Annotated in this window: 19 protein-coding genes and 1 other RNA gene; 7 read left to right on the forward strand and 13 right to left on the reverse strand. The window is 62.2% G+C overall.

All coding sequences use genetic code 11. From position 1 onward, the window contains the following. The first annotated feature begins 7 nt into the window (after window positions 1–7). On the forward strand, window positions 8–922 hold the full coding sequence (serB, locus tag AA309_RS09260) for a phosphoserine phosphatase SerB (protein WP_047188695.1): 915 nt from the start codon (window positions 8–10) through the stop codon (window positions 920–922). A 170-nt stretch (window positions 923–1092) separates the two neighbouring features. On the opposite strand, the gene acs is transcribed toward serB, so the two are convergent. From acs to AA309_RS09305, 9 genes are all read right to left on the reverse strand, one after another. Further along, a complete protein-coding gene (gene acs, locus AA309_RS09265; protein ID WP_047188696.1) occupies window positions 1093–3036 on the reverse strand; it encodes an acetate--CoA ligase in 1944 nt (647 codons plus the stop codon). Between the two features lie 167 nt (window positions 3037–3203). Further along, window positions 3204–4715 carry a DegQ family serine endoprotease gene (locus AA309_RS09270; RefSeq protein ID WP_047188697.1) on the reverse strand — a complete coding sequence of 504 codons (1512 nt, stop codon included), beginning with the start codon at window positions 4713–4715 and terminating at the stop codon, window positions 3204–3206. An 88-nt stretch (window positions 4716–4803) separates the two neighbouring features. Next, window positions 4804–4995: a DUF2065 domain-containing protein gene (locus AA309_RS09275; protein ID WP_047188698.1), complete on the reverse strand. Its 192-nt coding sequence runs from the start codon at window positions 4993–4995 to the stop codon at window positions 4804–4806. Window positions 4996–5001: 6 nt separating this feature from the next. After that, window positions 5002–5925 carry a protease modulator HflC gene (gene hflC, locus AA309_RS09280; protein ID WP_047188699.1) on the reverse strand — a complete coding sequence of 308 codons (924 nt, stop codon included), beginning with the start codon at window positions 5923–5925 and terminating at the stop codon, window positions 5002–5004. Then, complete coding sequence (gene hflK, locus AA309_RS09285; protein WP_047188700.1) at window positions 5922–7055, reverse strand: FtsH protease activity modulator HflK; 1134 nt, start codon at window positions 7053–7055, stop codon at window positions 5922–5924. The genes hflC and hflK overlap by 4 nt, the downstream gene beginning before the upstream one ends. Window positions 7056–7189: 134 nt before the next feature. Next, on the reverse strand, window positions 7190–7702 hold the full coding sequence (locus AA309_RS09290) for a dihydrofolate reductase (RefSeq protein WP_047188701.1): 513 nt from the start codon (window positions 7700–7702) through the stop codon (window positions 7190–7192). Beyond that, window positions 7702–8181, reverse strand: a complete 480-nt coding sequence (locus AA309_RS09295) for a GNAT family N-acetyltransferase (RefSeq protein WP_047188702.1) — start codon at window positions 8179–8181, stop codon at window positions 7702–7704. Before AA309_RS09295 ends, AA309_RS09290 begins: the two co-directional genes overlap by 1 nt. A gap of 34 nt (window positions 8182–8215) precedes the next feature. Continuing rightward, window positions 8216–8521, reverse strand: a complete 306-nt coding sequence (locus AA309_RS09300; protein WP_047188703.1) for a DUF2293 domain-containing protein — start codon at window positions 8519–8521, stop codon at window positions 8216–8218. Between the two features lie 5 nt (window positions 8522–8526). Beyond that, window positions 8527–9321 (reverse strand): thymidylate synthase, encoded by a 795-nt coding sequence (locus tag AA309_RS09305; RefSeq protein ID WP_047188704.1) that lies wholly within the window; start codon window positions 9319–9321, stop codon window positions 8527–8529. Window positions 9322–9397: 76 nt separating this feature from the next. On the opposite strand from AA309_RS09305, the gene ssrA reads away from it, so the two are divergent. After that, window positions 9398–9755: a transfer-messenger RNA gene (ssrA, locus tag AA309_RS32990) on the forward strand. Window positions 9756–9779: 24 nt separating this feature from the next. Continuing rightward, window positions 9780–10388 carry an SspB family protein gene (locus AA309_RS09310; RefSeq protein ID WP_047188705.1) on the forward strand — a complete coding sequence of 203 codons (609 nt, stop codon included), beginning with the start codon at window positions 9780–9782 and terminating at the stop codon, window positions 10386–10388. An 866-nt stretch (window positions 10389–11254) separates the two neighbouring features. Here the strand turns inward: AA309_RS09310 and AA309_RS09315 are convergent. After that, entirely contained in the window at window positions 11255–12649 is a 1395-nt protein-coding gene (locus AA309_RS09315) for a cytochrome P450 (RefSeq protein ID WP_047188706.1), read from the reverse strand. An 89-nt stretch (window positions 12650–12738) separates the two neighbouring features. Here AA309_RS09315 and fumC point away from each other — a divergent pair, with 89 nt between their 5' ends. Genes fumC through AA309_RS09330 form a run of 3 tightly spaced genes read left to right on the forward strand, consistent with a single transcriptional unit; the run spans window position 12739 to window position 14554 of the window. Further along, the gene (fumC, locus tag AA309_RS09320) at window positions 12739–14133 is read left to right on the forward strand and encodes a class II fumarate hydratase (protein WP_047188707.1); all 1395 of its coding nucleotides are present in this window, start codon (window positions 12739–12741) and stop codon (window positions 14131–14133) included. 13 nt (window positions 14134–14146) lie between these two features. Then, window positions 14147–14335 carry a DUF4169 family protein gene (locus AA309_RS09325; RefSeq protein ID WP_047188708.1) on the forward strand — a complete coding sequence of 63 codons (189 nt, stop codon included), beginning with the start codon at window positions 14147–14149 and terminating at the stop codon, window positions 14333–14335. Continuing rightward, window positions 14336–14554, forward strand: a complete 219-nt coding sequence (locus AA309_RS09330; protein ID WP_047188709.1) for a ribbon-helix-helix domain-containing protein — start codon at window positions 14336–14338, stop codon at window positions 14552–14554. 42 nt (window positions 14555–14596) lie between these two features. On the opposite strand, the gene AA309_RS09335 is transcribed toward AA309_RS09330, so the two are convergent. Further along, window positions 14597–18160, reverse strand: a complete 3564-nt coding sequence (locus tag AA309_RS09335; RefSeq protein WP_052954595.1) for an AsmA family protein — start codon at window positions 18158–18160, stop codon at window positions 14597–14599. Window positions 18161–18241: 81 nt separating this feature from the next. Then, window positions 18242–19657 carry an FAD-binding oxidoreductase gene (locus AA309_RS09340; protein WP_047188762.1) on the reverse strand — a complete coding sequence of 472 codons (1416 nt, stop codon included), beginning with the start codon at window positions 19655–19657 and terminating at the stop codon, window positions 18242–18244. A 184-nt stretch (window positions 19658–19841) separates the two neighbouring features. On the opposite strand from AA309_RS09340, the gene AA309_RS09345 reads away from it, so the two are divergent. Beyond that, complete coding sequence (locus AA309_RS09345) at window positions 19842–20384, forward strand: thioesterase family protein (RefSeq protein WP_047188710.1); 543 nt, start codon at window positions 19842–19844, stop codon at window positions 20382–20384. Here the strand turns inward: AA309_RS09345 and AA309_RS09350 are convergent. Further along, complete coding sequence (locus AA309_RS09350; protein ID WP_150117461.1) at window positions 20381–20656, reverse strand: hypothetical protein; 276 nt, start codon at window positions 20654–20656, stop codon at window positions 20381–20383. The genes AA309_RS09345 and AA309_RS09350 overlap by 4 nt on opposite strands. Between the last annotated feature and the right edge of the window lie 17 nt (window positions 20657–20673).

The following is a 20673-nucleotide window of genomic DNA, read 5'->3' on the forward strand; positions in this document are numbered from 1 at the left end:
TCTCCCCATGGCGTCTTCTCAAGAATCCCTCGTCGCGACCCTGATCGCCAACCCATCCCAGCCGGTCGTCACGGACGACCTCGTGGCCATGGCGGCGCGCGCGCTTGGTCATGAGACGGAACGCACCATTCTGGCAAGGGGAATCGCAGCGGACCTGATCCTCCCCGCCTCTGCCGGGGCCATGGCCGTCGAGGCAGATATCCGCGCGGCCGTTGAGGGACAGCCCATCGATATCATCGTGCAGCCCTTGGCCACGCGCCGCAAGCGCCTGTTCCTGGCAGATATGGATTCCACCATGATCGGCCAGGAATGCATCGACGAACTTGCCGATTACGTAGGCCTTAAACGCGAGGTTTCGGAAATCACCGAGCGCGCCATGCGCGGCGAGATCGCCTTCGAGCCGGCGCTCCGTGAGCGCGTGGCGCTCTTGAAGAACCTGCCTGTCGGCGTCGTCGATGAGATCATCGAGAAGCGCATTACCCTGACCCCCGGTGGCCCCGCCCTGGTCCGGACCATTCGGGCCAATGACGGCTATACGTGCCTCGTCTCAGGCGGGTTCACCCTTTTCACCGGCCCGGTGGCCGCGATGGTCGGCTTCAACGAGCACCGGTCCAACCACCTGATCGTCGAAGGCGAGAAGCTCGCCGGCCTCGTGGAAGAGCCGATCCTGGGCCGCGAAGCAAAGCTCGCGACGCTCATCGAGTTGCGAGAGCACTTCAAGCTTGCGCACCACGAGACCATGGCCGTAGGCGACGGCGCGAACGACCTCGCCATGCTGGGCGAAGCGGGCCTCGGCGTCGCCTTCCGTGCAAAGCCCGCCGTGGCTGCCGCCGCTCACGCCCGCATTGACCACGCGGATCTGACGGCGCTTCTCTATGCGCAGGGATACCGGGCAGAGGAGATCGTTGCGACGTCGGTTTAAGCAGAATCTAGCGCATCGTGCGGACCCGAAGGGCCACGTCAGTGAAAAGTGGGCCCGGTTTTCCGCTCCCAACGATGCGCTGCTCGAGTTGCCGGAGGCACTATCGCGCAGGCTCTCCGGCGAGCGACCTATCCCGATGAGCTATGACCTTTATGACAAAGATATGACGGTCAGGTTTGCTGGAGCTGAATCCGCTTCACGATATCCGCCACCACGGTGGGATCGGCCACAGTCGATGTGTCGCCATGGTTCTCGAAGTCGCCAGCAGCGATGCGCGTGAGGATGCGGCGCAGGATCTTGCCTGAGCGGTTCTTCGGCAATTGCGCTGCCCACTCGATGCGATCAGGCGTTGCGATGGGGCCGATGCGGGTGCGAACGATCTGAATGAGATCACGCTGCAAGTCCTGGCTCTCGGCGACACCTTCCTTCAGCGTCACGAAGGCGAAGATGCCCTGCCCTTTGATGTCGTGCGGAAAGCCTACGACGGCAGCTTCTGCCACAGACGGATGTGAAGCGAGAGCCGCTTCGACCTCGACTGTTCCGAGACGATGCCCGGAGACGTTGATCACATCGTCCAGACGGCCGGTGATCCAGTAATAGCCATCCGCATCTCGACGCGCGCCATCGCCGGTAAAGTAGAAGCCAGGATAGGTGCTGAAGTACGTTTTCAGGAAGCGCTCGCGATCGCCATGGATCGTGCGCGCCTGTCCCGGCCATGAATCGGCAAAGCACAAGCCGCCCACCCCCTCGCCTTCGACGATCTTGCCGTCGTTGCCCAGCAATGCAGGACGCACGCCGAAGAACGGCTTCGTCGCGGAGCCCGGCTTCAACGCCATCGCGCCTGGCAGCGGGCACAGCAGAACCGCGCCCGTTTCCGTCTGCCAATAGGTATCGACGATGGGACAGCGCCCACCGCCGACAACCTCGTGATACCAGAGCCACGCTTCCGGGTTGATCGGCTCGCCCACGGAGCCCATGAGCTTCAGCGACGAGAGATCGTGCTTGCGCACCGGCCCCTCGCCTTCGCGCATCAGCGACCGAATAGCTGTCGGCGCCGTGTAGAAGATGTTGACCTTGTACTGCTCGATGATCTGCCACCAGCGCGATGCATCGGGCCATGTTGGCACGCCTTCGAAGAGCACGATGGTCGCGCCATTCGCGAGAGGCCCATAGATCAGATAGGTATGCGCCGTCACCCAGCCCACATCCGCCGTGCAGAAGTGGATGTCGCCGGGATGGTAGTCGAACATCGCCTTGAAGCTCGCAGCCGCATGCACGAGATAGCCGCCGGTCGTATGCAGCATGCCCTTCGGTTTTCCCGTAGAACCGGAGGTATAGAGAATGAAGAGCGGATCTTCCGCGGTGACATCCACCGGCTCACAGACATCCGGCACCTCCGCCAGAGCCTCGTCGTACCAGCGGTCGCGTCCGGCCTTCATGGGAACGTCGCGTCCCGTGCGGCGAACCACGAGCACATGCTCGACGAAGGGAAGGTGTTCGAGAGCCGCATCCGCATTCTTCTTCAGCGGAACATATTTGCCGCCGCGCATGCCTTCATCGGCCGTGATGAGAACGCGCGAGCGGCAATCCTCGATGCGCCCTGCAAGCGCCTCCGACGAGAAGCCGCTGAACACGACCGAATGGATTGCGCCGATGCGTGCGCAGGCGAGCATTGCAGCGATCGATTGATGAACGACCGGCAGATAAACGCTGACGAAATCGCCCTTCTTCACGCCGAGCTTTTTCAGCGCATTCGCGAGACGGGAGACCTCGCTGTGAAGCGCGCTCCATGTGATCCGTTTCGTCTCCCCGGGCGCATCGCCCTCCCAAAGGACCGCGGCATCATTCCCGCGCGTGGCCGCGTGGCGATCCAGGCAGTTGTAGGACGCATTGAGTCGGCCATCGGCGAACCATTGAATGGTGACATCCTCAGGCGAGTAATGCGTGTTTTTCACCTGGGTGAACGGCTGCGACCAGTCGAGGATCTGCGCCTGCTCCCGCCAGAAGGTCTCGGGATCGTCAATGGATTGCCGATAGAGCCTCTCATAGGTCTCGGCATTCACGTGAGCCGATGCTTGCAGGCTACCTGGTACGGGGAAAACGTTCTGGGTCATCGAAGGTCATCGCTGGATTCACGAGCCGTGCTCAAAGGCTCGTTAAGGAGGCAATGCCCCAGATGCCTCGACGATGGACGCTATGTCAACCAAAACGTTCTTTATTTAGAACAGTGAATGACGAAAAAGGCGGCCGAAGCCGCCTTTCTCGAGAGATCCCGGTTCATTTATTCGATAGACAAAGCCACGAAGCGAACCTCGCCCTGAGGATTGGCGACCAGGAGCAGCGCAGACTTGCGCCCTTGGGCCTTCAGATCGTCGATCTTCTTGGTCACGTCGGCTGGGTTCGTCACCGGCTCCTGATTGACCTCCACGATCACCTCGCCGGCCTGAATCCGCTTGTCGGAGGCCGAGGAGTTCGGATCAACCCGGGTGATGACCACGCCCTTCAGGTCGTCCTTGAGGCTGAAGCGGCGGCGCAGTTCGTCCGTCATGCCGGACATGCTGAGGCCGAGAGCCTGGCGCGTGACGGTCGGGGCTTCCGCCGGCGGCTGCTGCAGGCTCGCCTGCTTTTCACCATCCTCGAGGCGGCCCAGGGTCACCTTCTTGGTCATTTCCTGACCCTTGCGCACGATGGTGACATCGACCTCCTTGCCGACGGGCGTAGAGGCGACGATGCGCGGCAGGTCGCGAGAATCCTTCACGTCCTTGTTATCGAACTTGACGATCACGTCGCCGACCTCGAGACCGGCCGGCTTGGCCGGGCCCTTCTCGTCGACGCCGGCGATCAGAGCGCCACGGGCGGAACCAAGACTCAGGGCCTCGGCCGTGGCGTCATCCACATTCTGGATGCGCACGCCGAGCCACCCGCGACGGGTCTCGCCGAATTCCCGCAGCTGCTCGATGATCGGGACAGCCGTGGAAGCCGGAACCGCGAAGCCGATACCGACCGAGCCGCCCGTGGGCGAGAGGATGGCCGTGTTGATGCCGATGACTTCGCCGTTCATGTTGAACAGCGGACCGCCGGAATTGCCCTTGTTGATGGCGGCATCCGTCTGAATGTAGTTGTCGTAGGGACCGGACTCGATATTGCGGCCGCGAGCCGACACGATCCCCGCCGTCACAGACCCACCGAGGCCGAACGGATTGCCGATTGCCATCACCCAGTCGCCAGGACGTAGGGTATCGGAGTCGCCGAACTTGACGGCCTTGAGAGGCTTGTCCGACTTCACGCGCAGGACCGCGAGGTCGACCTTGGAATCCTTGCCCACGATTTCGGCCTTGAGCCGCGTGCCATCGGAGAAGATCACGCTGATGTCATTGGCGTCGCCGATCACGTGGTTGTTCGTGACCACGATACCGGACGGGTCGATCACGAACCCGGAACCGAGCGAGTTCGAGCTGCGCGGGGGACGCGGGGGGCCACTCTCGCCATTGCCCTGGCCGCGGCGGTTGAAGAACTCCTCGAAGAGATCTTCGAACGGGGTTCCAGGCGGCAGCTGAGGCAGGGTGCGGTTCCGGGCCTCAACGGTGGTCGAAGCCGAGATGTTGACCACGGCACCGGTCACCTCCTCTGCCAGATCGGCAAAGGACTCGGGCGCCGACCGGGCTGAGGCAGCAAGCGGCATGGCAGTCGCGACAAACGTCATGACCGCAAAGAAGGACGCAGCCAGCCGGCCTATGCGGCGCTGAGACGGCGCCGTTGCGGAGAGCGCCAGCGCATTCGTGGCTTGAGTCATCGAAAACCCTCTCTTGGAGAATGAGATATAGATTGTCGTTCCTGCCCGTCATTCAAGCGGCGAATGCGGCAGAAGCTGGGCCGTTGCCTTAAGCAAACCAGCGCACCAGCCATATGATGCCAAGACCGACGAAGGCCGACACGATGCCGACAAGACGCATCTGATCGCTCGGGCTGTGCGCGGCCTCGTACATGGCGCGGCGCATTCCATCAGGGAAGGCCGCAAACAAAAGGCCCTCGACCGCGAGAGCGAGGCCGAGGGCTGCAATCAAGTCCAACATCAGGTCTTACTGAGCAGGAGCCGGCTGGGGAGCCGGGGTTGAGGGAGAGCCTCCATTGGGCCTGCCCGCAGACCCGTTGAAGTAGCGGAAGAAGTCTGAGTCAGGGCTCAGAACAAGGCGTGTGCTGCTTCCCTTCAGGCCTGCTTCGTAGGCCTGCATGGAGCGGTAGAAGGCGAAGAACTCGGGATCCTGACCAAAGGCCTCGGCCAGAATGCGGTTGCGATCCGCATCACCCTGGCCGCGCAACTCTTCAGCTTTGCGGTTGGCCTCGGCGCGAATGATCGTGGCCTCGCGCTCCGCTTGGGCCCGAATGGTTTGAGCACGCTGCTGGCCATTGGCCCGCAGATCCGCCGCTTCACGCTCACGCTCGGTGCGCATGCGTTGATAGACGGCCTGACTGTTTGCCGCAGGCAAATCGACGCGGGTGAGGCGCACATCGATCATCTCGATCCCGAGGCTGCGTGCCTGGCGGTTCACGTCTTCCTGGATCCGGTTCATCAATCCACCACGTTCCGTGCGAACGATGGCATCACGCGAGGCATTGGCCAGAACATTGCGCATGGCGGAGTTGGTGAAGCTCTGCAGGCGCTGATTGGCAAGAGCGATGTTGCCGACAGCCTGATAGAAGCGGAGCGGATCGTTGATGCGGTAGCGCGTGAATGCATCGACCTCGAGGTTCTGACGGTCGGCGGACAGGACGGTCTGAACCGGCAGATCGAGATCGAGCACCCGCTTCTCGAAATAGGTGACGTTGTCGATGAGCGGCAGCTTGAACTTCAAGCCCGGCTCGGAGATCGCGGACTGCACGGCACCAAAGCGTAGCACGAGTGCATATTGCGTCTGCTGGACGATGAAGATCGAGCTGTAGAGAACGATGGCAACCAGAGCCAGAAGGATCAGGAAACCTGTGCGAAGCGCAGGGTTATTCATCGCGTGGCCCCCTGATTGGTGGTGCCGCTGTTCTGGGATTGCGGCACTTGGTTGAGCGGCAGGAAAGGCACGACCCCCTGCCCGTTCTGATCGACGATGATCTTGTCGACGCTGCCGAAGACACGCTCCATGGTCTCGAGGAAGATACGCTCGCGGCTGACGTCAGGCGCCTTGCGATATTCCTCATAGACCTGACGGAAGCGCGCAGCCTGACCGCTTGCATCGGCCACGGACTGCTCGCGATAGGCTTCCGCCTGCTGGATGGTGCGGGAGGCTTCGCCTCGCGCTTCGGGAACGATGCGGCTGGCGAAGGTCTCGGCCTCGTTCTGCACGCGCACCGCATCCTGCTGTGCGGCGTTCACATCGAAGAAGGCCTGCTGGACCTCGGACGGAGGACGGGCTGCCTGAAGCTGCACCACGTTGATCAGCACGCCTGCGCCATAGGCATCGAGCGCTCCCTGCATGATCTGGCGCACTTCCTGGGCGACACTCGCCTGCTCGGTCGTGAGAATGGCTTGAATATTGCGCCGGCCGATCACCTCGCGCATGGCGCTCTCGGCGACGGACTTGATGGTGCCGTCGGGGTTCTGCAGGTTGAACACGTAATCCTGCGGGCGCGCGGGATTGATCTGCCAGACCGCATCGAAATCGATGTCGACGATGTTCTCGTCGGCGGTAAGCATCAGACTTTCCTCGATCACATCACGGGCGCGGCCCTGGCCGGTCGCCGTCGAGCGGTAGCCGACCTCGACCCGCTGCTGCGCGGTCACATTGGGCTTGATCACCCGGCCGATCGGATAGGGATAGTTGTAGCGCAGGCCCTCACCGCTCGTGCTGCTGTATTCCCCGAAGATCATATTGATGCCGACCTCATTGGGCCGGACCGTGTAGAAGCCGGTCAGCAACCAGATGGCGACGACACCGAGGACGAGGAGGATGAGCCCCTTGCCGCCCATGGAGCCGCCGGGGATAAAATCCTTCAGGCGATCCTGGCCGCGGCGCAGGATATCCTCAAGGTCGGGCGGGTTTCCATTGCCTTGCGGGCCACCGGAGCCCCACGGACTCTTGCCGCCTGATCCGCCACGTTGCCCCCAGGGGCCGCCGCCGCCGCTTTGGTTACTCCAAGGCATAGGACGCCTTTCCTCACTCTGAAAAGACCGGCTGGGAAGCCGATGGGAATTTAAGACGGTTTTGGGTTTTGCCTGTCCCGCCTGTCAAGCCTGCGAATTGGGGATTCAAGAGCCGTTCGTCAACCTTAGGCAAGTCAGGAGCGCCTTTCGAGATCAATAAAGGTAAACGGATGCTCGTCATCAGGTCCCTTAGGGTGGGCAACCCGGGCCGTTTCGCGAAAGTATGAACGGTCGATAGGTGGGAAGAACGCGTCCCCTTCCGGAGCGGCAGCGACCTCGGTGAGGTATATTTTCTGCACATGCGGCAAGGCGATTTTATAAATTTCGGCCCCTCCTACGACGGCAACGGCATTGGCCCCCATCGCCTTGGCAAGCTCCTCCCCCTTGGCCACGGCCCCGTCCCAGCTATGGGCGACATGAACGCCCGGGACGGAGAAGTCGGCATGGCGCGTGAGCACGACGGTCTCACGCCCCGGCAGCGGCTTGCCGATGGATTCAAACGTCTTGCGACCCATGATCATGGGCTTGGCCATGGTGAGCTCGCGAAAACGCTTCAGATCCGTGCGAAGACGCCAGAGCAAGTGGTTGTCGCGTCCGATGACGCCGTTCTCGGCCACTGCGACAACCAAGATGAGAGGGATCGCCATCACGCCTCCGCCAGTTTGTTGAGCGCCTTGCCCGTCATGCGCTGCACGGTCCATTCATCCATCGGCACGGCGCCGATGGAGCGGTAGAATTTCAGCGCCGGCTCGTTCCAGTCGAGCACCCACCATTCGAGGCGCGGCAGGTTCTCGTCGATGCAGCGCCGTGCCAGATGCTTCAGCAGCGCCTTGCCGACGCCCTTCGAGCGGAACTCTGGCCGGACGAAGAGATCTTCCAGATAAATACCGTGACGCCCGCGGAAGGTGGAGAAATTGTAGAACCACAGGGCAAAGCCTGCAGGTTTCCCCTCCCATTCGGCGATGTCCGCAAACGCGCGCGGGTTCGATCCGAACAGCGCCTTCGCAATATCGTCCTCGGTCGCGCCGACGTCGTGTGCCAGTCGCTCGTATTCGGCGAGTTCCTTGATAAAGGATAGGATGAGCGACGCGTCGCGCTCTTCAGCTTTGCGGATGGTCAGTGTCATTGGGCTTGTACTGAAACTCGAAACTGTCGTGGATTCAATCCGCTTCGTCCTCAGCGAGGACACGGCGCGGCGATCCCCATTCCTCGAGAATGGCATTCATGTCATCAAGCACGAAGAAGCGGGCGCTTTCCACGTCGTAACCTTCATCGAGCAGGTTGTCGTAGTCGGTGAGCCTGTGGCGGATATACGAGGTGATCGAGAGCCACGCCGCAGTCTCGGGCGAAGCCGTATGGAGGCCGCGGCTGCCGAGGGCGTGATCCATCACGGACTCGAATTCGTGCTTCGGGATTCGGGGAGCCAGAACCCGGACAGCGCCCTCGATGGCCTCGCGCCTGTTCATGCACGTCAAACCGCAACAGGAGCCTTGATGGCAGGATGCGGATCGTAGCCTTCGATAGCGATGTCATCGAAGGTGAAATCGAACAGCGACCGCACAGCCGGATTGAGCCTCAGCTTCGGCAGAGCGCGCGGCTCGCGCGAGAGCTGAAGACGCGCCTGCTCCAGATGATTCAGATAGAGATGGGCATCGCCGAAGGAATGCACGAAATCGCCCGGCTGCAATCCTGTCGCCTGCGCCATCATATGCGTGAGCAGCGCGTAGGAGGCGATGTTGAACGGCACGCCGAGGAACACGTCCGCCGAGCGCTGATAAAGCTGACAGGAAAGCCTTCCTTCCGCCACGTAGAACTGGAACAGGCAGTGACAGGGCGCGAGCGCCATCTTGTCGAGATCCGCCGGGTTCCAGGCGGAAACGATCAGGCGGCGGGAATCGGGATTGCGGCGGATCTCGTCGAGCACCCATTTGATCTGGTCTACGGTGCCGCCGTCGGGCTTCGTCCATGAGCGCCACTGCTTGCCGTAGACGGGGCCGAGATCGCCGTTCCCGTCCGCCCACTCGTCCCAGATCGTGACGCCGTTCTCCTGCAGGTAGCGAATGTTGGTATCGCCCTTCAGGAACCAGAGCAGTTCGTGAACGATCGAGCGCAGGTGAAGCTTCTTGGTGGTGACGAGCGGAAAGCCCTGGCTCAGATCGAAACGCATCTGATGGCCAAAGACGGATATCGTCCCGGTTCCGGTCCGGTCGTCCTTGCGGACGCCCTCATCCATAATGCGGCGGAGAAGGTCGTGATAGGCGTGCATGGGGTGCTCCTGCCCCATCATAGGGCAGCGCTCCTGCCGTTCCGAGTCACTTTTAACTGCTCTTCGGGTTATCCCCGCTCTTTCAAATTCCATCTCCGCCACCTATATTGGGGATGCCGGTCGCAAGACCGGCTATGGCGATAAACGGCTATCGGAATAAACCCATCGGACCCGGGGGCGGTACCCGGCGCCTCCACCAAAGCCTAAGCTCAGCTTGGGTTTCGGCGGGGGCGAAATAGGATCGACGAGGGCGTAAAGGATAGACTTTCGCTCGGCATGGTTCCGCCGACATCGGGCCGATTCAATAGTTGCCAACGACAACTATGCTCCGGTTGCAGTGGCTGCGTAACGCGGTCCCTAATACCGACTCAAAGCCCTAGCGGTTAGCACCGTTAGGCGGGGTTCGGAGGCACCTGGCAACAGAAGCCTCCACTTCTATTTCTGAATAGGGACCGCCTATGGCCGGCAAAGACCTGATCCGCTACGATCTTCTGGTGCAGGACGCTCTGAAGGGCGTCGTGCGCAAAGTGCTGATCGATGCAGGCAAGGACGGCCTTCCGGGCGAACACCATTTCTACATCTCCTTCCAGACGGATTATCCCGGCGTTCGGCTCTCGAACCGCCTGCGCGAAAAATATCCTCAGGAGATGACCATCGTCCTTCAGCATCAGTTCTGGGATCTGAACGTCACCGAGCACGCCTTCGAGGTGGGTCTCTCCTTCTCCGGCGTTCCCGAGCGGCTGCTCATCCCGTTCGATGCGCTCACTGGCTTCTTCGACCCCTCCGTCCAGTTCGGCCTGAAGTTCGACGGCCAGGACGAGGAGGAAGACGAGATTGCCGAGGCTCCGCCCGCGCCGCAGCCTGTGCGCGGCTCAGAGCCCGTGGAGTTGAAGCAGCCCCGTAAGGCCTCGCCGGCTGCGGAGAAGAAGCCCGGCCCCGCAAAAGCCCCGGTCACCAAGGTCGAGCAGACCGAAGCAGCTCCTGCCCCCAAGCCGGAAGCGGCAGACGCCAATTCCTCCGGCACCGCCGAGGTCGTGAGCCTCGACGCCTTCCGCAAGAAGAACTGACCCTCACTCCCGATACAGTCCCGAGCGCCCCTTCCGTCATGGCCGGCTCCGGACTTGATCCGGGATCAGCCTTGGCCCGCTAAGCGTGTTCACCCCTTCCAGTCTACCCTCCGCGTCATGGCCGGCCCCGGACTATCCAGGGACAGCTCCGGCCACTCACGTCTGTTCGCATCGCCAGTGAACCCTCCCGTCATCCCCGGCCGTGTGCCGGGGATCCCCGTCTTGGACCCGCAGCGCTCCCAAGACGGGGATGCCCGCGACAGGCGCGGGCCTGACGCGAGGCCATGGCGGCGGCAGCGCACGTTCCCACTTTGTTCTTGACTGTTGTCCTAATCTGGGCCATGGTCGGGCTGACCTGCCGAGGGGCGCGCTCGCGAGGCGTCGTAAGCTGCGGGGTCGGGAGCGGTCTCGTGCAGGAGCCACACGCGGGCTCGTGTGACGGGAGGCCCAGGCTGTGGCTTGGGGTTCAGGACTGGTCGCAGGCCGCCTGCTCAGACGGGCAGTGTCCGCCTGCGGCAGTTGGTGAACCTCAGCTCGCCTGTCCGCCTAAAAGAACCGTGCGCGAGGAGCCGTTCGGTTCCACGCTTACACCTCAGACATCGAGCCGGACCGCTCCTCGCGCCCCCTCGACCGCTCACCCTCGGATGGCTCTCACGCCCCGAGGACGATTCCGCTCGGCTCTTTGACATCGCCCTTGTCTCATTCCCGACGCTGTCCGCCTGTGAACCCGCTCCATGTCATCTCCGGCGGTCCGAAAGGACCGGGAAGGAGATCCACGATCAAGCGCCGTGCAGTGCCCCCTCCCCTCCGCTGCGCTCCGGCCGGGCATGACCGCGGTACATGGGGGTTGCCATGTTTGCTGTCGCTCAGGGCGAGCGGTGTGTCAGACGCATCGGCAGGCCGCCGCGCGGTCTCAGGGTGATTCTCTGCAGGGGCATCACTTCATGTCCTTCGACAAGATCGAGCCGCACCGCCCGGACGATGGCGGCCAGCACGATGACAGCTTCCTGCAGCGAGAAGCTCGCGCCGATGCAGACCCGAGGACCAGCTCCAAAAGGCAGATAGGCGAAGCGGTCAATACGGCTCCGCTCTTCCGGCAGGAAGCGCTCGGGCCTGAAAGCGTCAGGCTGATCCCACAGCTTCCGATGCCGATGAAGAACATAAGGCGAGATCGCCACCATCGATCCCGCCGGAATATGCAGATCTCCGATCCGTTCATCCTGGATGGCAGTCCGGCTCATATACGGCACAGGCGGGTAAAGGCGGATCGCTTCGTCGATGACCGCGCGCGTATAGATGAGCCGTTCAAGATGATGCGGCTCGAAGGGCCCCTGCCCCAACACCTCATCCACCTCCTGCTCGATCTTGGTGCGGGCCTGCTCATCCTGAGACAGCAGATATAGCGACCATGAGAGGGCGTTGGCGGTCGTCTCATGCCCCGCTCCGATGAACGTCACGATATTCGCCCGCACCTCGATATCGCTCAGGCCCTTGCCGGTTTCGGGATCGGAGGCCTCCAGGAGAAGGGTCAGCAGATCCCGCGGGGCAGGCTCTCCACGGGCAAGCAGTGCCTTTCGGGCTGTGATGAGTTCGTTGACGATCTCTTCGAAGAAGCGAATGGCAGGTCTGGCACGCAAGCGGCCTATTCTCGGAATCCACTCCGGAAAGCCGAAGATATCGAGAGGATCGACCCGCCCCAGGCTGTTGAAATAGCGCGTGATGGCCCGCCCGAGGGCGTCCGGGTCCCGCTGTACGCCATGGGTGAAGATCGTCCGCTCCAGCACATCGAGCGTCACGCGGGTCATCTCCAGCGAGGCATCGACCACGCGGCCCTCCCGGCGCCTTCGCCAGCGCCTGACGAGACGCTCTGCCGCCCCTGCCATGGCCGGGAAGAAGCTGCCGACATTGCGAGGCGTAAAGAGCGGCGCGATGGTGCGCCGCTGAAGCCTCCACTCCTCCCCCTCGGCCGTAATGAGACCGCGCCCCAGACCTGGAGCGAGGATCCGGATCTGGAGGTCGTCTTTCCGGTAATTGGCCGCGTTGTCGAGGAGGATGCGGCGGATGATGGCCGGGTCGTGCACCACGGTCAGATGACCCAGGGCTCCCTCGCCCGCCAGGACCAATTCCTCAAAATGCAGCTCCATCCAGGTGGCAAGGGGGTTTTCGCGGACGGCTCTCAAAAAGGCCAAGGTCCCGAGCGGCTCTGTCCGTGGCTTGGGGGCCGGTGGGCGGAAAAGCGGGGCGTCGAGGGTGTCAGTCATCCGAATTTACAAGCCCGTTATGCGGCCTTCGCTGTTGCGAGCGCCTGAGTTTGAGATAAGAACACGCAACTCCATCGAAAGAGGTCAGGATGTCGCCCTCAACCCGCACCGAAACAGATACCTTCGGACCTATCGAAGTTCCTGCCGACAAGCTCTGGGGCGCACAGACGCAGCGCTCCCTCCAGAACTTCCGCATTGGCACCGACCGGATGCCGCTCCCTCTGGTCCATGCGCTGGCCATTGTGAAGCAGGCCGCCGTTCTTGTGAACAAGGACCTCGGCAAGCTGGAGCCGCGCCTCGCCGACGCCATCGCCTCGGCTGCCGCCGACGTGGTGCAGGGCAAGTACGACGGCGAGTTCCCCCTCGTGGTCTATCAGACGGGCTCGGGCACCCAGTCCAACATGAACATGAACGAGGTGCTCTCGAACCTCGCCATCGAGCGCCTGGGTGGCGAGCGCGGAAGCAAGAAACCGGTTCACCCCAACGATCACGTGAATATGGGCCAGTCGTCCAACGACTCGTTCCCCACCGCCATGCACATCGCCGTGGCACGCGAGATCAACGATCGCCTGCTTCCCGCCCTCAAGCACCTGCTGAAGGCTCTCGAGGACAAGGCCGAGGCGTTCAAGGACCTCGTGAAGATCGGCCGCACGCACCTGCAGGATGCGACGCCGGTCACGCTCGGCCAGGAATTCTCCGGCTACGCCACTCAGGTCCGCCTCGGCATCGCCCGCATCGAGCAGACGCTGCCCGGCATCTATGCGCTGGCTCAAGGCGGCACCGCCGTCGGCACGGGCCTCAATGCCCACCCCGAGTTCGCTGACCGTTTCGCTGCGAAGGTCGTCGAGCTGACCGCTCTGCCCTTCACCTCGGCCACCAACAAGTTCGAGGCACTCGCCTCCAACGACGCGCTCGTCTACACGCACGGCGCGCTGGCAAGCCTCGCCGCTGGCCTCTTCAAGATCGCCAACGACATCCGCCTCATGGGTTCCGGCCCGCGCTCGGGCATCGGCGAGATCTCGCTGCCTGAGAACGAGCCCGGCTCGTCGATCATGCCCGGCAAGGTGAACCCCACCCAGGCCGAAGCCATGACGATGCTGTGCTGCCAGGTGGCTGGCAACCAGACAACGGTGACCTTCGCCGGCAGCCAGGGCCATTTCGAGCTCAATGTGTTCAAGCCGGTGATCGTGAATGCCGTGCTGCAGTCGATCCGCCTGCTCGCGGATGGTGCGATCAGCTTCACCGACAACTGCGTCATCGGCATTGAGCCGAACAGGGATCGCCTGAAGGAGCTGATGGAGCGTTCGCTCATGCTCGTGACGGCGCTCGCTCCGAAGATCGGCTATGACAAGGCCGCAGCAATTGCGAAGTCCGCGCATAAGAACGGCACGACGCTGAAGGAAGAGGCCCTCAAGGCCGGTGTTTCGTCTGAGGACTTCGACGCTGTCGTTCGTCCCGAGACGATGCTTCAGCCAGGCGAATAATAAAACAGGCGCCATGGCTGAGATCGTCAATCTGCGCCAGGCGCGCAAGCAAAAGGCGCGGGCCGAGAAAGAGGCCCGCGCCGAGCAGAACCGCATCACCTTCGGCCGCACCAAAGCGGAGAAGGAGCAGACCAAAGCCGAGCGGGATCTGGCGCAACGCCGCCTCGACTTCCACAAGCGCGACGACAACGAGAAGCCTTGAATGGGCTCCGGCATCGTCAAGCGCTCCGTCTCGATTGCCGGTCACCGGACCAGCATTTCTCTCGAAGAACCGTTCTGGCAGATTCTGCGCGAGATCGCCGAGCGCGAGAAACTTTCCATTCAAGCCCTGATCGGACGCATCGACGCCGAACGCCGAGAGCAGAATCTCTCCTCTGCCATTCGTGTCTTCGTGCTGATGGATCTGCGCGACCGCGGATGAGAGCCGCAGAGAGGCGCTCCTTACCGAAAAGCTGGAAAAAACTTATCGTTCAGGATTGCCGTAGATGCGTGGTGGAGCACCGAGCTCCACCGGTGGATTCAGCGGCGGCGCCGATGTCTGCGAAGGCGCCGCCTCTTCATCCGGCTGTCGCTGTTGCTCGGATTGCAACCGCTCTGCCTCACGGCGCGCCCGCTCGGCCTCAGCCTGGGCCCTCAGCTGGCGCGCAGCTTCTTCGGCGACAGCTCTCGCGCGTTGACGCTCTGCTTCCTGCTGCGCCTGGATCTGGCGCTGCCGCTCGGCGGCAGCGCGCTCGAAAGCTTCGATCTTTTCGAGCTCACGCTTGAGCACGATGGCCGCGAGTCCGTTGCGGAATGGCGCCGCATCCACCTGGCGCACAGGAGCGGCAATCGGGCCACGCCAGTTCAACCCGATGGACGGCGGAGCGCCGGTCCATCCAGCAGGAGATGTCCTGGAAACGAGCGAGCCCCGCGCATCGAGTTCCAGCGTATTGAGATCGAACGTCACTCCACCTTGCCAAGTCGACGGCCCACTTTCGATCACGAAAGGCGAGAGCCGCAGCGATCCGCCTACGAGTGCCGCCGATGTCTTGACCGTTTGCGCGGTGAGCGCAGCACGGCCCAGTTCAGCATTGATGATGGCTTCGGCCTTACCCTCGACGAGGGGTTCGTTCTCGGCCAAGGCGCGCTTGAGCGCACGGTCGAACACGGCAGGATCGGCATTCGGCACGCGCAGCTTCGTGATCGTCCAATCACCTGCACCACCAAGAGCCGACACGAGCTTGGACGTGCTTTCTCCCGCCGTGCCGAATCTGAGATTGCCGGACAGTATGGTCTCGATGGGCGATGAACCGACAAGGGCCCAAAGCGGCACGCTATCAAGCGCGCCTTCGCCGACGACCGTCGCCGTAGCACCCTGGCGCGTGATGGTGGTGGAACCTGTGAGACGACCAGTGCCAATGCTGGTGTCGATATTGCGGATCGATATGCCGTCGGCTTGGGCCTCGACCGTGAAGCTCGCACGCGTGCCCTGGATGCCGCGCCCGAGATCGAGATTGCCAACCCGAAACGTCACCTGCCCACCGCTTACGAGCCGCCCGCTCTGCCCGAACGTGGCGTTGGACCAGATTGCGGTGGCATTGGGATCGCCCGGCACATTGAGCACCAGCGCCGCCGTGAGCCACGGCAGCGAAAGTCTATCGAGAGAAACCTCACCGCCGATCTCCGAACGAGAGCGGACATTGAGGCTCGCCTGGACAGAGTTGCCGGCGACCTGCCCCGTCACATCGAGGCGGCTTGCATCGCGTTCGCGCCCAAGCGTGACGCGGGCCTTCACTGGAACAGGCGGGTTCACGCCTGCGCCATCGCCCAGCAACAGCAGGAATGGGGTGACATCGGCCGTCACGAACTCTGCTTCGCCGCTATCCACCACGTCGTCATTCTCGCTCAGAGAGAAAGGCCGCAGAGTTGCAATCTGCGCCCCTGCTACCTCACCGGCGAAAGTGACGTTGAACTGGCCGGAGCCGACACGCGTGCCGCGAAGGTCGATCCGGGACAGACGATCGAGACCCTTCATGTTGCTGCGGTTCACCCAGCGGCCTGTATTCTCCGTTGCGAGCGTAAGATTGAGATTTTCGGTCCGACCATCGACAGAATCGACACTGCCCTCAATCGTGCCACCTGCCGCCGTTCCCTTCATCGTCGTGCGCAGGCGCAGCTCAGTGGAGCCGGGAGGCGGAGCGACGCGCTCGGTTCCCACCTGCACATTGAGTGCACCTTCACGCAGGAAATGCGGCACGAGCTTGGAGACTCCGCCGACCCACACGCTGCCGAGAAGATCGATGAGAGGAGCAGCGCGCTGTGCCGTCACCTTGCCGGTGATGCTGCCGGAGCCATCAGGCGCGATGCGTCCATTCACACGAGCATTGGCGCCAGCGAGATCCACAATATCGAGGTTCTCGACCAGCAACGCCGGGCCATCGGAGAGAATGCGTGCCGTGATGCGGCCAGTCGCCGAGCTCTTGCCCGCGCTGACACCGCGCGCCTCGAGTATGAAGCCGACATCGACATTCTGCGTCGCCTCGAACACGCTGGAGAGCTGCGGGAGCTGATCGAGGTTCAAGTTCTGAACCGCGACCTGCGCTTCCAGCTTACCGCGCTCATCGGCTTCGGGCGCAGTATAACGCAGATTACCGGTGGTAACGGCATCGCCGATTTTCACGCGCATGCGGTTGAGCGAAAGAACCGGATTGTTGAAGACGATATCCGACGATGCTTCGACAGGTCGTCCATCGAGAACGTCGAGGAAAGGCGAGCGGATCTTGATGCGGTCGAGATAACGCGCCAAACGATCCGATGCGTTGGAAGCCAGTGCCACCTTGCCTTCGATGCCGCCCTGTGTCGTCAGACCGAGCTGACCTTCGAGCGCCACCCGCGTCTCGCCAGGAGCATTGAACTCGATGCGATCAAGCCGCGCCTTGCCCCGCTCGAGGGACAGGCGGAGGTTGGCGTTGGATAGATCCTCCTGTCCCAACCCGATGCTGTCGATCTTGAGATCGAGATCGATGGGAACGGTGATCGGAGGAAGCGACCACTCCTTAACGCGCGAGGCGAAATCCCGACCGCTCGAGGACAGAATGAAGCTGTCCGCATCGAGCCGCCGTCCTTCGAGCTTCAGCGCGATGCGCGGATCGGTGATGCCGATGCTGCCCTCGCCGGTCATACGCAGGCTCGCGCCACCCTCGCCTGCTTCCAACGTGACTGAACTTAGCGCAACAGCGCCATCAGCCGTCTTGAAGTCAGTTTCGACAGCGATCGGAATGGGAATGCCTGCCGCTGCGACCTGAGCCGGAGGACCGAACAGGATCTTCGCTTTACCAGAAACATTCGGAGTGGTGCTTCCGGCCGCCACATCATCCAGAGCAAGACGAGAATCGATATCGAAGCGCGGATAGATGTCACCACCACCCGAGAGCTTGACCTGGACAGTCTTGTCCTCGCCCAGTTCGCCCGTCACGAGCCGGAACGGCACACCCGCCGTCGTGCCCTCGACACGCCAGGGGCCGATCAGCTTCTGCCCCTCGATCTGGACATTTTCCGCAAAGGCCTGGTTCGTGTGGCCTGTGGCCGTCCTCTGCGTCGTGACCAGAAGCTGACCGATAGTGAGATTGTCGATGGCCCATTCGCGGCTGCGCCCGCTGCCTGAAATGAGATCGGGCGGCAGGCGCCAGTCACCTCTGCCTGAAACCGGAACCTGGATATCGGCTCGGCCAATCTGAGTTGCCGTAAAGCGGACCTCGCCCCGCAGGAGTGGCGTAAGCGCGATCTCAGCCAGAACGTTGTCGGCCGTCAAAGTGGGAGAATCCGGTGTCTTGCCGCCGAGTTGCAGCCGGTCGAGGACGATCTTCGGCTCCGGCAGCAGACGAATACCGATGCTGCCTTGCGTGCGCGCCTCTGTTCCCGAGGCACGCGAAATCATCCCATCGATCGTGTCGCGGTAATCCTCCCAGGTCATGAGAGGAGGCGCCGCAACGGCAATCGCCAGGATCAGGATCACAATGCCTGCGATAATCGTCAGGATATCGCGCAAGAGGTTTATTGTCTCCGTTTCACCCTATCTCTTAGCCCATAGATCATGGGATCGGGAGCGCCCCGGGTGCTCCTTCCACCATCAAAGTGCAACGATCTTACCCGGATTCATGATGTTGTGCGGGTCTATCGCCCGTTTCAAGACGCGCATGAGGTCGAGCGCGGCTTCTCCATGCTCAATCTCCAGATATTTCATCTTTTTCTGTCCAACTCCGTGCTCGCCGGTACAGGTACCTTCCATGGCAACGGCCCGCTTCACGAGCCGATCCACGAAGGCCTCGCAGGCGGCGACTTCCGCAGGGTCATCCGTGTTCACAAGCGGTTGAACGTGGAAGTTGCCGTCGCCCACATGACCCACAATGGGAGCGATCATGCCGCTTTCCAGGATATCCTTCTTCGTCTCATCCACACATTCGGCAAGGCGTGAGATCGGCACGCAGACGTCGGTCGCCACCGATTGCGCGCCTGGGCGCAGACCTCGGGCTGCCCAATAGGCATCGTGCCGGGCTTGCCAGAGGCGCGAGCGCTCTTCAGGCTTCGTGGCCCATTCGAAGGGCTGGTCAGTGAACTCCGCCGCGATCTCGCCGAAGCGCTCGGCCTGTTCCTGCACGCTGGCGTCGGTGCCGTGGAATTCAAGCAAGAGCAAGGGGCTCTCCGGCAGGGAGAGCTTCGAGTGAAGATTCACCGCCCTCACTTGGACCTCGTCGAGCAGCTCGATGCGTGCCACTGGGATGCCGGACTGGATCGTCATGATCACCGCATCGCAAGCAGCCTTGACTGTCGGGAAGGGACAGATGCCCGCCGAGATCGCCTCCGGAATGCCCTGCAGCTTCAGGGTGATCTCGGTGATGACACCGAGCGTGCCCTCGGAGCCGATCATCAGCCGGGTGAGATCATAGCCTGCCGAGCTTTTCTTCGCGCGGCTCGCGGTCTTCACGATCTCGCCATTCGGCAGCACGACGGTCAGCGAGAGCACCACGTCCTTCATTGTGCCGTAGCGGACGGCATTGGTGCCGGAGGCTCGCGTGGAGACCATGCCGCCGATGGAGGCATCCGCCCCCGGATCGATAGGGAAAAACAGGCCTTTGTCGCGCAGGTGTTCGTTGAGCTCCTTTCGGGTCACGCCTGCCTCGATTACGCAGTCCAGATCTTCCTCATGGACGGCGATGATCCGCTTCATCAGACTCAAATCAATGCAGACGCCGCCATCGGGCGCGTTGACGTGGCCCTCGAGCGAGGTGCCCGTGCCGAAGGGAATAACCGGGACGCCCTTGGCCGCGCAGAGCTTGACGATTTCGGAGACCTCCTCCGTCGTACGGGCATAGACCACGATATCCGGCGGCTGATTTTTCACCCAAGTCAGCGTATGGCCGTGCTGCTCGCGTACGGCCGCAGAGGTCACCACCCTTTCGCCGAAGCGGTTAGAGAGTTCTGCCACCAAGTCAGAAATGGCGGCTTCGGAAGCCTTAGGACGGCTAGGTGAGAGAATGGCGTTCATCTTGAGTTTGCGTTCCAATTACGGGGTCTCTTTATCCATACCTACCAAAACCTTCCTGAACGCAAGACGCTAGGCCGCAAATGGGCCAATTAGCCCATGCATGGCTGGCGGATATGTGCTAACATTCCCGCCCTGACTAATAGAGAGAGATGCTCGTGACCGACATCGCGGGAAAGAACTGACCATGGAGAAGAGGACTCCGGTGTTCTTCTTCACCCCCTTCGTGTCGTCCACGATGCGGGTCGAAGCGGCCTGGATCGACTACAATGGCCATATGAACATGGCCTATTACCATGTGCTGTTCGACCGCGCCCTCGATGAGGGCTTTAGCCTTCTCGGCCTTGGCCAAGAGTACGTGGAGGAGCGCAAGGCCTCCTTCTTCACCGCCGAGATCCACACTCTCTACAAACGTGAACTGACGTTGCGCGACCAAGTGCGTGTGACCCTTCAACTCGTCGATTACGACGAGAAGCGCATGCACTACTACATGGAAATCCGCCATGCCGCGGAGGGTTGGGTAGCCGCCTCCATGGAAGGCCTGTCCCTCCACGTGGACATGGAAACCCGTAAGGTCTCTCCTTTCCCCGAGGATATCGCTGCCAATCTCGCGGTGATGAGAGCGGCCCATGCCCGTTTGGCTAAGCCCGAGGCCTCCGGCCGCATCATCGGCATTCCGGACCAGCCCGACAAGCCCGAGGCCCTGCTCGCTTCCGGCACCCGGCACTAGCAACGGACCGCGCCGGGAGAACAACGATAAGGGGAGGTGATCGGCGGACTGGAGAATATCCTCTGCCGCTCGATGTCCTGCCTGATCTGCCCGTTCTTGAGGCGAAAATCCTGCTCCAGGGATTGGATACGCCGCTCCTGCTGCATATCGCGATTGAGCTCCTCCACCCGACGTTCGGACCGGCTCTTGAGCGGAAGGCGCTCCGTTTGAGCCTTAACCGGCAGAGGCAGAGCAAAACTGAAGCCAATCAATGCCGCGACGAGGAAACGCATGGGGACATTCCTTTCGG

Source organism: Microvirga vignae (assembly GCF_001017175.1).
Lineage (GTDB): Bacteria > Pseudomonadota > Alphaproteobacteria > Rhizobiales > Beijerinckiaceae > Microvirga > Microvirga vignae.